14 protein-coding genes are annotated in these 12203 nt (G+C 54.6%); all 14 read right to left on the bottom strand.

What is annotated here, in order from left to right:
* Positions 1–130 precede the first annotated feature (130 nt).
* A complete protein-coding gene (rcsA, locus tag AC6I8T_RS12860; RefSeq protein ID WP_036624919.1) occupies positions 131–766 on the bottom strand; it encodes a transcriptional regulator RcsA in 636 nt (211 codons plus the stop codon).
* A gap of 628 nt (positions 767–1394) precedes the next feature.
* Complete coding sequence (gene fliR / locus AC6I8T_RS12855; protein ID WP_021182858.1) at positions 1395–2183, bottom strand: flagellar biosynthetic protein FliR; 789 nt, start codon at positions 2181–2183, stop codon at positions 1395–1397.
* Positions 2183–2452 (bottom strand): flagellar biosynthesis protein FliQ, encoded by a 270-nt coding sequence (gene fliQ, locus AC6I8T_RS12850; RefSeq protein ID WP_021182859.1) that lies wholly within the window; start codon positions 2450–2452, stop codon positions 2183–2185. Before fliQ ends, fliR begins: the two co-directional genes overlap by 1 nt.
* Before the next feature lie 10 nt (positions 2453–2462).
* The gene (gene fliP / locus AC6I8T_RS12845; protein ID WP_036625087.1) at positions 2463–3194 is read right to left on the bottom strand and encodes a flagellar type III secretion system pore protein FliP; all 732 of its coding nucleotides are present in this window, start codon (positions 3192–3194) and stop codon (positions 2463–2465) included.
* Entirely contained in the window at positions 3194–3589 is a 396-nt protein-coding gene (gene fliO, locus AC6I8T_RS12840) for a flagellar biosynthetic protein FliO (protein WP_021182860.1), read from the bottom strand. The genes fliP and fliO overlap by 1 nt, the downstream gene beginning before the upstream one ends.
* Positions 3590–3591: 2 nt before the next feature.
* Complete coding sequence (fliN, locus tag AC6I8T_RS12835; RefSeq protein ID WP_021182861.1) at positions 3592–4002, bottom strand: flagellar motor switch protein FliN; 411 nt, start codon at positions 4000–4002, stop codon at positions 3592–3594.
* Positions 3995–5002: a flagellar motor switch protein FliM gene (gene fliM, locus AC6I8T_RS12830; protein ID WP_021182862.1), complete on the bottom strand. Its 1008-nt coding sequence runs from the start codon at positions 5000–5002 to the stop codon at positions 3995–3997. The genes fliN and fliM overlap by 8 nt, the downstream gene beginning before the upstream one ends.
* Before the next feature lie 4 nt (positions 5003–5006).
* The gene (gene fliL, locus AC6I8T_RS12825; RefSeq protein WP_021182863.1) at positions 5007–5492 is read right to left on the bottom strand and encodes a flagellar basal body-associated protein FliL; all 486 of its coding nucleotides are present in this window, start codon (positions 5490–5492) and stop codon (positions 5007–5009) included.
* Between the two features lie 129 nt (positions 5493–5621).
* The gene (locus AC6I8T_RS12820; RefSeq protein WP_497833977.1) at positions 5622–6911 is read right to left on the bottom strand and encodes a flagellar hook-length control protein FliK; all 1290 of its coding nucleotides are present in this window, start codon (positions 6909–6911) and stop codon (positions 5622–5624) included.
* Entirely contained in the window at positions 6908–7351 is a 444-nt protein-coding gene (fliJ, locus tag AC6I8T_RS12815; RefSeq protein ID WP_021182865.1) for a flagellar export protein FliJ, read from the bottom strand. The genes AC6I8T_RS12820 and fliJ overlap by 4 nt, the downstream gene beginning before the upstream one ends.
* Before the next feature lie 22 nt (positions 7352–7373).
* Positions 7374–8735 carry a flagellar protein export ATPase FliI gene (fliI, locus tag AC6I8T_RS12810; protein WP_021182866.1) on the bottom strand — a complete coding sequence of 454 codons (1362 nt, stop codon included), beginning with the start codon at positions 8733–8735 and terminating at the stop codon, positions 7374–7376.
* Positions 8735–9436: a flagellar assembly protein FliH gene (fliH, locus tag AC6I8T_RS12805; RefSeq protein WP_021182867.1), complete on the bottom strand. Its 702-nt coding sequence runs from the start codon at positions 9434–9436 to the stop codon at positions 8735–8737. The genes fliI and fliH overlap by 1 nt, the downstream gene beginning before the upstream one ends.
* Positions 9429–10421: a flagellar motor switch protein FliG gene (gene fliG / locus AC6I8T_RS12800; RefSeq protein WP_021182868.1), complete on the bottom strand. Its 993-nt coding sequence runs from the start codon at positions 10419–10421 to the stop codon at positions 9429–9431. The genes fliH and fliG overlap by 8 nt, the downstream gene beginning before the upstream one ends.
* Complete coding sequence (gene fliF, locus AC6I8T_RS12795) at positions 10418–12118, bottom strand: flagellar basal-body MS-ring/collar protein FliF (protein ID WP_208724112.1); 1701 nt, start codon at positions 12116–12118, stop codon at positions 10418–10420. The genes fliG and fliF overlap by 4 nt, the downstream gene beginning before the upstream one ends.
* Positions 12119–12203: the final 85 nt, after the last annotated feature.

The raw sequence follows: 12203 nt of genomic DNA, 5'->3' as shown, positions 1-12203 counted from the left end.
TGGTGTTCTGAAGCTAACATCGGCAAGGGAGGGGAAAGGATTAGTCAGCAGAGTGGGATCTGCATCGCAAAATGGACAAAAACAAAAAAGGGCCAATCAGCGGATTAGCCCTTATTTTTACCGAGGGAAATTATCGCACGTTGACATAGATCCCGGAGGTAACATTATCAGTGAGACGCACAACATGATAAATAACTTGTTTATTGTGGGTCTTGATTTTACGTTTAATATTACCTTTATGTGACGAAACTGTTTTCGCCTTAATTTGCATCTTGTCTGAAATCTGAATGGTGTCATGTCCTGACATCCACATTTTCAGCATATTTGACTCAGTCTGGCTTAATGTCAGAGGGTGAATATCAAGCCCGGCTGAAATTCGTGGCGCTGCATTGAGTTTCTTTTGCAGATAGGTGCCGAGAAGGGAATCCAGGGTCGATGTTTTAATCGATTTTGACGTAATAATCAGGTTCTTACGAACGTAGAGATATTCCTCAAAATGGATGTTTGAGATCGCCATGAAGATGAAAAATAGGGTGTCAGGATGCTGCATAATAATGCCGCGGATACGATCGCTGGAGTCGGATTCATGAATGAACGATTCTTCGTTAATAAATACGACCCCGGGTTTTAGCTGTTCACATCTTTGTTGCAATTGCTCGATGTCAGACACGGAAGTAATATTTTTCTTTTTAACTCCTTTTGCGGACATATAGTCCGATAATCCCAGGCGTGTGTAGTTGCATGAATCCATAATAATCGTTGGCATGTTAGCGACCCTCACCAATTTGTTATCCGTTTAAATCAACGATGAATTACGCGTTTGCGGTACGAGAGAGATTTCCAAAGACACTTTTTTATTCTGCTCAGCAGCCTGGCGGAGTAAACCCGTGCGCCATCATGACTCTTCCCTGACCCGTTCTGCGAAGTTTGTTGTGTTACTTCAACGTCACTCTTGACCCCGCGACAGTGGGAATCGCCGGGAATTTGTTTTAAGTCGGTAAATCGCTCATTTTTGCGAGCCATGTCACTATCGCGCATGTCACAGACAAATCTGATAGGACAAATCTTAAAAACATTTGAAATACGAAAGTGTGACGTTTCAGCGAGTGTTGACAATGCCGGAAAAAAGGTTTTCTTACAAGAAAAATCGCTGCTAAATTTTTTTTGTTTAAAAACAATCTATTGGGCATTTTCTCAACGAATCCACACGCTTAGGTACTGTAGGATTCGTCTGACTAAAATACTTGAAGCGCCGTTTAATAAGAATAATTTTCACCAGAAATGCGCATTTATCAGATTTTCCTCAGTTGATTTCTGAGAATTATGGTTCGAAAAATGCACAAATAGATTTTGAACGCTTAACTATCACTTAAGAACGGCTACAGATTCGTTAATCAACTCGTACGGGAGAGTTCTGACAGGAACTGAGCGAGCAAATCAAAGACTTCACTGAAGAGATGTTCGCAAAAAGGGGCAAGGAGCGGCATCATCAGACCGATGCTCAGGATCCCCACAGTTAAGGTGATTGGGAAGCCAACAACGAAAACTGATAACTGTGGTGTAACACGGTTTAACAAACCCAGGGCCATATTGAGCGTGAGGAGCAGAACGATTAATGGCAGCGCTAACATCATGCCATTAAGGAAAATTAATCCCGCTGCCTTCACCAACGCCATAAACGCGTTAGCGTTGAGCGGATGATCGCTGATCGGCATGGTGTGAAAACTGTCGACCAGCATCGAGATGAGCCACAGATGACCGTTGAAGGTCAGGAACAGCAGCATCGCCAGCATATCAAGAAAACGCGCCAGCACCGGCATATTCAGACGGCTGCCAGGGTCAAAGAAGGTAGCGAATGACAACCCCATCTGCAAGCCAATCACTTCGCCCGCCATACGCACTGCACCGAATGCAAACTGCATGGTCAGCCCCAGACCGACACCAATCAGAATTTGCTGAAGCAGCAGCCAGAAACCGGCAGCGGTAAACAGGGTGACTTCAACCGGTGGCAGCAACGGCATCAAAATCCACGTCGTTAGCACCGCCAGACCAATTTTGACGCGGTTCGGGATACTTTTCTCGCTGAGTACCGGCGCGCTGGCAAACAGCGCCAGCAAACGCACCATCGGCCAGAAGAACTGGCTGACCCAATGAACTAATTGGCCGCTGTCGAGGTTAATCATTAACCGATGATATAAGGCAGGTTGCTAAACAGGGTGCGCATGTAATCCAGGATCAGGTTAAGCATCCACGGACCGGCAACCACCGCGGTGGCGGCCACGGCAAGAATCTTGGGAATAAATGACAGGGTTTGTTCGTTGACCTGCGTAGCCGCCTGCAACAGGCTGATAATCAGGCCACTCACCAGCGCCACCAGCAACATGGGTGCCGCCATCATCAGGGCAACACGCATCGCGTCCTGTCCCATTACCATTACCGATTCGGGTGTCATGCTGCACTCCTCAGGAATAGAAACTTTGCGCCAGTGAACCCACCAGCAGCTGCCAGCCATCCACCAGCACGAACAGCATCAGCTTAAACGGCAGTGAAATGGTGGCGGGGGGGACCATCATCATCCCCAACGCCATCAACACGCTGGCAACCACCAGGTCGATGATCAGGAAAGGGATAAAGACGGTAAAACCAATCTGGAATGCGGTCTTCAGCTCACTGGTGACATAGGCAGGCAGCAGGATGCGCATCGGCACCGCTTCCGGCCCTTCAATCGGCGGCGTATTTGCCAGACGGGCAAACAGCGCTAAATCCGCTTCACGCGTCTGACGCAGCATAAATTCACGCAGCGGCTGTGCACCCTTATCAATGGCGACATCCATGCTGATCTTGTCCTGGCTAAACGGCAGATAAGCGTCGGAATAAATCTTGTCGAAAGTGGGTGCCATGATGAAGAAAGTGAGGAACAGCGCCAGACCGACCAATACCTGGTTCGGCGGTGCTGATGGCGTACCGAGCGCGTTGCGCAACAAGCCAAATACAATAATGATGCGGGTGAAACTGGTCATCATCAGCAGCACTGCCGGAATAAAAGTCAGTGAGGTGATAAAAACCAGCGTCTGCACCGGCAACGACCAGCTCTGGCCACCATTTGCCAACGGATGGCTTACCAAACCGGGCAGTTGCGCATGCGCAACCGGTGCCAGCAACAGCAGCGGCAGAAGAGGAAGCAAACGACGCATCATTGGGTTTTTCCGGGGCGTTTAACCAGAGTGTTTAACAGCTGACGAAAATCCTGCGGCGCGGGTGGCGCAGCAGCATCTTCAGGCGCAAGCGGTGGCAGGGTATGCAGGTGAGTGACCTGTTGTGCGGTGACGCCAAGAACCAGACGGGCATCCTGGGTATCAACAATCACCACCCGCTCGCGTTGGCCGACCTGTACGCTGGCACTGACTTTCAGCGCCTGACCGCTCACCGCCTTCGGTGCAAAACCGAGGCGGCGTGCCAGCCAGCCACAGGCGAGGATCAGTAACACAATCACCGCCAGCACGCTGCTGACCTGGCCAATCACCGAACCGGCTGAAACCACCGGTTGGCTGTGGCTGGCAGGTTGTACCGTTTGCGCGTTCTTCAACATACTTAGCGGCTCAGACGACGCATACGTTCAGACGGGGTGATGATATCGGTAATGCGCACGCCATATTTGTCGTTCACCACCACCACTTCACCCTGGGCAATCAGGTAGCCGTTGATCAGAATATCCAGTGGTTCACCGGCCAGACCGTCCAGCGCCACTACCGAACCCTGCGTCAGGCGCAGCAGCTCTTTGATGGTCATTTTGGTCCGACCCAGCTCCACGGTCAGTTTGACCGGGATATCCATGATCAGATCGATGTCCTGCAATGATCCGCTGGCACCGCCGCCGTCGAGCGACTTAAATACCGCTTCGCTTTGCTCCGGCGCGCTGGTTGCCGCCTGCTCGTTCATTGCAGCAGCCCACAGATCGTCCGCGGAGATGTCGTCATCGGACGGTTTCTTGCTGTCACTCATTGGGCTGTTCCTCATTCAGCGAATTCAAAATCGGGTTAATCAGATGCTCGACACGCAGCGCATACTGGCCGTTTAACGTGCCGTACTGGCTGGTAAGCACCGGTACGCCATCTACGTGTGCGATGATGCGATCCGGCTTCTCAATGGGCAGGACGTCACCAGGTTTCAGTTGCAAAATACGTGACAGACGCAGCGACACATCGGCGAAGTGGGCAATCAGCTCCAGCTCCGAGTGCTGCACCTGTTTCACCAGGTTGTCGCGCCAGTGGTTATCTTCCTGACGAGAGTTCTCCAGTGGGGGATTGACCAGCAGCTCACGCAGCGGCTCAATCATCGAAAATGGAATACAGATGTTGAATTCACCCACCAGGTTGCCAATCTCCACCTGGAACGGGGTGTTCACCACGATATCGTTCGGCGAGGTGGTGATGTTGGTGAACTTCACCTGCATCTCAGAACGGACATACTCCACATCCAGCGGGTAAATCGCTTTCCATGCGTCGCTGTAGCCTTCCAGCGCCAGCTTCAGCATGCGGCGAATGACGCGCTGCTCGGTATGGGTAAATTCGCGGCCTTCCACTTTGGTCGGGAAGCGGCCATCGCCACCGAACAGGTTATCCACGGCGATAAACACCAGACTCGGCGAAAACACCACCAGCGCGGTGCCGCGCAGCGGTTTCAGGTGGATCAGGTTCAGGTTGGTCGGCACCGGCAGGTTGCGGGCAAACTCATGGTACGGCTGAATCTTGATCGCCCCGACGCTGATATCCGGGCTGCGGCGCAACAGGTTAAACAGCGCCATACGAAAGTGACGGGCAAAACGCTCATTGATGATCTCCAACGCCTGCAAACGTTCACGCACCACGCGACGTTGGGTATTGGGATCATAGGGACGAATATCACTGTCGCCCCCGTTGGAACTCTTCTCTACTTCCGCGCTGTCACTGTCGCCATTGAGCAGCGCGTCAATCTCAGCCTGGGAGAGAATGCTATCGCCCATTAAATCACCTCAAAATGAAGGCGGTAAACAGCACGTCACTGACCACCTGCGGAGGTTGACCTTTTACCAGCGGCGGCGCCAGCACCTGTTTGATTTGATCAACCAGGGCCTGTTTGCCTTGCTCAGACGCCAGCGCCGCAGCGCTTTGACGTGAGAGCAGCAACAGCAGGCGGCTGCGCACTTCCGGCAGGTAGTCATTCAGCCGACGTCGGGTGTCCTCATCGGGCAGACGCAGCGTAAAGCCTACGTACAGCACACGGTCAGGATCGTTGTCAGGATTGACCAGGTTAACCGTAAAAGTATCCATTGCAAAAAATACGGGGGCAGGGGGTGGCTCTACTTTCGCCACTTCCGGCTTATCGCCCTCGTGTTTATTCATCATTCGCCAGACTGCATAGCCTGCCACGCTGCAAGCGGCCAGCGTCACAATCAGTAACACCGGAATTAATATTGAACGTTTGCGGCCTTTAGCTTTCGCGTTATCAGACATGTTTGCAGTTACTTCCTGTGAATTATGGGCAAGCCTTTCGGCTCGCCTGGACAGATTATCCCGCGTCTTAAGTCAAACAATGGGAAGAAAAGACGCGGGTTTTACGCTTACCTTCAGCGTTAGCCGCTGTCAGGCAAAGATATCGACAGCGCCGTTGCCGGTCGCGCGCGCCTGAAGGGCTGCCGGGACGGCAATAGGCGTTATCTCGTTGTCACTGTCCTGGGAGAGGGTAAAGCTGCCGTGCTGGCCATCACGGCGACCTTCCTGCTGACCCTGATAATTCTGGCCTTGTGCGGAAGCGTCGCTGCTGACATTACTCTGTCCCAGGTTTATACCGCTCTCCGCCAGCGCCGTTTTCAGCTGTGGGAGAGCCGCTTCCAGCGCGGCCCTCACATGGCTGTGGCTGGAAACCATATTCAACTGTGCCTGATCCTTATCCAGGGTCAGGCTGATCTGAATTGCACCCAGGTCCTCCGGGTGCAGACGCAACTCAGCATTCTGCTGGCCGTTGCGACTAAACATCACAATCTGCTGACTCAGCGCCTGCTGCCATTCCGACGAACCAAGTTGCGCATTCAGCATCGGTGTCGACGGTGTGGTGCTGGTCGACGCGGTGCTGCTGGTCAGCGTGCTGGTACTGCTCAGCGGTGCGCTGGTTACCGGCGTTGTCGTGTCGCTACTGCTCAGATCACGCTTATCATCCGGTTTACTTAGCGTACTCAACACCTGCTGAAAACTCTCATCCAGCGTAAGGGCGGTGCTGTTAGTCGAACTGCTGCCGGCCGTGGTGCTGGTGGCCTGCGTTGTGGTGGTTTGCGCGGTTAACGCATCAGCCACATCGCTGCTTTTCTTCGTCGCTGCCGTTGTCACTGCCGTTGTGGTGGCTGTCGTTGTATCCGACTGCTCATCCTTAACTTTACTGGTTAGCGCACTGAGTAACGTACTGTTCAGACTGGCACGACTGTCACTGGTATTCTCACTCAGCGCCGTGGTGGCCGCTGTTTGCGTAGTACGATCTTCCACCGCTGCCGGTAACATGGCGAACAGGGCCTGAACATTCTGTAAGTCGCTGGCGCTTAACGAACTTGCCTCAGTCTTATCCTTATCATCGGCTGATTTCAGCGTGGCTTTAATATTTTCCGGCTGTAAAAGTGCGTTCAGCGTCTCTGGTTTGTCCAGTGCCTCCAGCAGCGCGCTCAGAGAGACACCTTTGCTGGATTTTTCATCGCTTTCTGCTGATGAATCAGCCGATTGCGCGTTGGTGCCTTGCTGTTTTGCCAGCGTCAATAACTGATTTCCCAGGGCGGTAACGAAGTCCTGCGGCAGGTTTTCCACCCCTTGCAGAATGTCCGTTGAAGCTGAAGTATCAGCCTCACCCGAACTGGCAGTTTGTGTAACGAGTGTTGGCAGCGTAATCATTCGCCTTTCCTCAGTGCGGCCCGTTGGGCGTATTCATCCATCCGTTTCTGATCGAGACGGTTTTCTTGTCGTAATGCGGTTTCGGCGGCGCGGGTAATCAGCGTTTGATAGGCATTAAGCCGTTTCTGCTTTTCGCGCCAGTTATTAAGAGCCTGATCGAGGCGCTGACTCCATTGCTGCAACTGTTGACGATGCTGCTCAATGGCTTTTTCCAGCGTCTGAATAAATTGGTGATAGTTGGTCCAGCGGGTGCTGGCGATACCGCCAGACATATCCTGATTCAGCTTGTTGCGATACTCATCCTGGTAATCGAGCAGCATATGCAGCTGCTCGTCAGCTTGCTGGTGGCCGCGGCGCATATCACCAAGGTGAATGACCGCTTTCTCCAGGTCCTGTTCCGCCAGGTCGCGCAATGTATCGATAGCATTGGCCGTTTTCATTGCAATCCCCCTTCACGCAGGTTTAACCGAACATCGCCTGTAAATGCAGGCAGGCATCGTCGTAGTCGCTGCGTTCGAAAATCCCCTGTTGCAGGAAGGCTTCCATCTGTGGATAGAGCTTAATGGCCCGATCCAGCATCGGATCGCTACCTGCGGCGTAGGCTCCCACGCTGACCAGATCACGGTTGCGCTGGAAGCTGGAGAGCAGTTGCTTAAACTGACGCACGCGGGCGTAGTGGTTTTCATCGATCAACGCGGTCATGGCACGGCTGATCGAGGCTTCAATATCTATTGCCGGATAATGTCCCGCTTCCGCCAGACGGCGCGATAACACGATATGTCCGTCAAGAATGGCGCGCGCGGAGTCGGCAATCGGGTCCTGCTGGTCGTCACCTTCGGTCAGAACGGTATAAAAGGCGGTAATGGAGCCGCCGCCATGCGTACCGTTACCGGCGCGTTCCACCAGCGCGGGCAATTTGGCAAACACCGAAGGTGGATAACCTTTGGTGGCAGGAGGTTCACCGATAGCCAGCGCGATCTCACGCTGGGCCATAGCGTAGCGGGTGAGTGAGTCCATAATCAGCAGCACATGCTGACCGCGATCGCGAAAATCTTCAGCGATGCGGGTGGCGTAGGCCGCGCCCTGCATACGCAGCAGCGGTGAGACATCAGCCGGAGCTGCAATGACCACCGAACGTGCCCGGCCTTCGGCGCCGAGAATGTTTTCAATAAACTCTTTAACCTCACGGCCACGTTCACCAATCAGGCCAACCACAATCACATCGGCTTTGGTGTAACGTGCCATCATGCCGAGCAGCACGCTTTTGCCGACGCCGGAACCAGCGAACAGGCCCATACGCTGCCCGCGTCCGACGGTAAGCAGGGCGTTGATAGCGCGTACGCCGGTATCCAGTACATCCTCAATCGGGGTACGTTGTAACGGGTTGAAAGGGGCGGTGATCAACGGCGCGCGATAGCCGGTTTCTGGGGAGGGCAGGCCATCAAGTGGCTTACCGCTGCCATCAAGCACCCGACCCAGCAGTTGTGGACCGAGCAGCAGTTGTTTGCCGCTATGCGCGTTATCACCGGTGACGCGCGCATAAACGCGAGCACCGGGCAAAATCCCGTCCACTTCTTCCAGCGGCATCAGAAACAGTTTCTGGCCGTTAAAGCCGACCACTTCACTTTCTACTTCAGTGATATTCGCGCCGTCATGACGTTCAATAATACAGGTGGCACCCAGCGGCAGTTGCAGGCCGGTGGCCTCCAGAACCAGGCCAGTGGCACGAACCAGGCGGCCATAGCGACGTACGGTCTGCACCTGGGAAATACGATCTTCGAAGGCGTCCAGCGCCCCGAGCCAGCGATTGAGGCGCGTGCTCATCAGAACTCTCCCGGTGCCGCCAGGCGGCACAATTCCTGCCAGCGTGTTGCTACGCTGGCGTCGAGATCGCCATCCTCGGCGCTGAGTTTACAGCCGCCAGGGTGCAGGGTACTGTCGGCCAGCAGACGCCAACCGTGCAGATCCAGCGTCGGGCCGAGGGTTTGTTCAATTCGTTGCAGGTCATCCGGGTGCACGCGTAGCTGGGGTTTCCCGCTGAACATCGGTTCCTGTTGAATCAGCTGTTGAATCTGACGCAGCAGTGCGCTGCCATCGACCGTCGTTGCCTGACCGATAACGGTGCGTGCGGCTTCCAGCGCCAACTGCATCAAACGTGCGGCGATCACGCTATCGAGCGACTCCAGCGTGTGCTGAAACTCTGTCACCAGTTGCTGCATACGCGCTTGCAACGGCGCCTGCTGCTGTTGGGCGTCAGCCAGGCCCTGCTGGAAACCAGCGTCGTAGCCATGTTGCTGCGATTCAGCATGACCTTTCTGGTAGCCTTCGCTGTAGCCCTGCGTTTGCGCCTCTTTGCGCATCTGCTGTTGCAGACGCTCCAGTTGTTGTTGCTGTTCATCTTCGGCGCTCAGCACTTCGTCGCTGATGGACTCCAGCGGCAGCTCTTCGGGTTCAGAATCGAATGAACGCCCTAAATCATCAGGCTGCCAGCGTTGCCACGGACGGGCAGAAAAGGCATCAGACATAGGTTTCCTCGCCACCACCAATTACCATTTCGCCTGCCTCTGCCAAACGGCGTACCACCAGCAGGATGGCTTTCTGTTCGTTTTCCACCGCAGACATACGGACCGGGCCACGGTTGGCAAGGTCGTCGCGCAGGATATCCGCCGCACGGGCTGACATGTTTTTGAGGAACTTCTCGCGCAGCGGCTGTTCGGCACCCTTCAGGGCGATCAGCAACTGCTCGGATTCCACTTCCTGCAACAGACGCTGGATGCTGCGGTCGTCCACTTCCACCAGGTTTTCGAACAGGAACATCTCGTCGATGATCTTCTGAGCCAGTTCGCCGTCGAAGTCGCGAACCGCTTCGATAACCGCCTCTTCCTGCTGGGTTTTCATCAGGTTGATAATTTCCGCTGCGGTTCTCACGCCGCCCATCTTCGCGCGCTTGAGGTTGGTACCATCCAGCAGGCTGTTGAGCACTTCGGTCAGCTCGGCCAGCGCTGCTGGCTGCACGCCGCCGAAGGTGGCGATACGCAGCATCACATCGTGACGCAGACGTTCGTCGAACAGCGCCAGAATATCTGCCGCCTGACCACGTTTGAGGTGGACCAGGATGGTGGCGATAATCTGCGGATGCTCGTCGCGGATAAGGTCTGCCGCCGCCTGCGGTTCCATAAAGTTGAGCGTTTCCATACCGCTGGTGGTTTCGCGGGTTTCGAGAATATCTTCCAGCAGGCTGGAAGCACGCTCTTCGCCCAGCGCCTTAATCAACACGGTGCGCAGGTAGTCGTTGGAGTTGAGACTGAGCGCGGCAAACTGCTCGGCATTCATCTCAAACTCACGCAACACCTCGGTCAGCTGCTTGTGCGAAATCTGTTTCATGCTGGCCATGGCCGCACTCAGATGTTGCACTTCACGCTGGTTGAGGTGTTTAAACACCTCAGACGCACGATCCTCGCCAATGGTCATCATCAGAATGGCGCTTTTTTCAGTACCGGTCAGACTCATAGTTCGTTACTCATCCATTCACGGATCACCAGCGCAACTACGCGTGGATCGTTTTCAGACATATCGCGGATACGCTGGCTCATGACTTCCGCGCTCATGCGGTTAGTTGATTTGCGTTCCTGATCCAGCTCATCTTTACTGAGCTGCACGCTATAGGCTTCTTCCTCTTCCTGCGCAGCGGCACGGGCGGCAGCGGCTTCGGCGGCGGCCTGTTCCTGCTCACGCTTACGCATAATCTGCGGACGTACCAGTTTGCGATAGAGGATGAAGGCAACCAACGCCACCAGCAGCCAGCGACCGGCATTCATCAACTGATCAAAGAACGACTGCTGTTGCCAGAAGGGCAGGTCGCCACCGGCAGGCTCGGTCATATTGAACGGTGAGTTCACCACGTTGATGCTGTCGCCACGGTTCTGCGAATAGCCCATCGCTTCACGGGTCAGGTCTTCAATCTGCTTAATCTGCTGATCATTCAGGGCAACTTCTTTGCCTTTGTCGTCAGTGCGGTAGTTCACCACCACCGCGACCGACAGACGCTGCACATCCCCGACGTTCAGCTTGGTATGACGAATGGTGCGATCCAGTTCGTAGTTAACGGTGTCGTCACGGCGTGAACTGCTTGGGCCGCTCTTTTCGCTGGTACTGGTGCTGGTGCCATTGGCCGCATTGTTTTGTCCATTGGCATTGTTAGCGGGCGGATTGGTCACCGGCGCGGTATTCGCTGGGGCGGGCTGATTTGACAATGCACCAGGTACGCCACCCGGGTACGGGCTACCGTTCTGCTCGCTGGTGCTGGTCTGACGCGAACGAATCGCTGAATTATCAGGGCTACCGTTAGGCTGATACTTCTCATCTGTCTGTTCGCTACGGTCAAAGTTGAGCTGCGCTGTCACCTGCGCATGCACATTGCCCTGGCCAACAATAGGATTAAGAATCGCTTCGATGCGCTGCTGATAGCGGCCTTCCACTTCGGCGGTATATTTCAGCTGGGCATCGTTCAGATCACGGCCTTCGCTGTCAGAACGGGTCAGCAGGCGACCGGCCTGGTCTACCACTGTCACGTTACCCGGCGGCAGGCCAGGCACACTGCTCGAGACCATATGCACCACTGCCTGAATCTGACCTTCGTCCAGAGCGCGGCCTGGTTGCAGATTCAGCGTAACGGAAGCCGACGGCGCTTTCTGCTCACGCACGAACAGGGTCGGTTTCGGCATCGCCAGATGAATACGCGCGCTCTTGACCGGACCGAGTGTTTCGATAGTTCGTGCCAGTTCACCTTCCAGCGCGCGTTGATAGTTAACCTGCTCGCTGAACTGGCTGATGCCGAACTTTTCTTTATCCATCAGTTCAAACCCTACCGAGCCACCTTTCGGCAACCCTTGTTGGGCGAGACGCAGGCGCAGTTCATGCACCTTATCGGCCGGCACCATCAGTGCACCGCCGTTCTCGGCAAACTGGTAAGGAATGTTCATCTGGGTCAGTTGAGTGACAATCGCGCCGCCATCCTCATCAGAGAGGTTGCTATAAAGGACGCGATAGTCGGGGGCTTTTGCCCAGAGCACCAACGCAAAAACCACTGCGATAGCCGCAGCGGCAGCGATAATTAAGGGAATTCGCGGATTGGCGCGCAGGCGGGCGAGAAGGTCACTGAAGCCTTTCTTGGTTGTATCCTGTGTAGCGGCTGCGCTCGCATTCATGACCGATTCCTGCCTGACATAATTGACCGGGTGAGTTGTGGTGACAAAACGGACTCCCTGAAACGTCGAAAAATGAAATTCCACT

It is taken from the genome of Pantoea sp. X-Soil-OKNW-556, from assembly GCF_059730695.1.
This window is presented reverse-complemented; position numbering and strand designations above follow the sequence as displayed.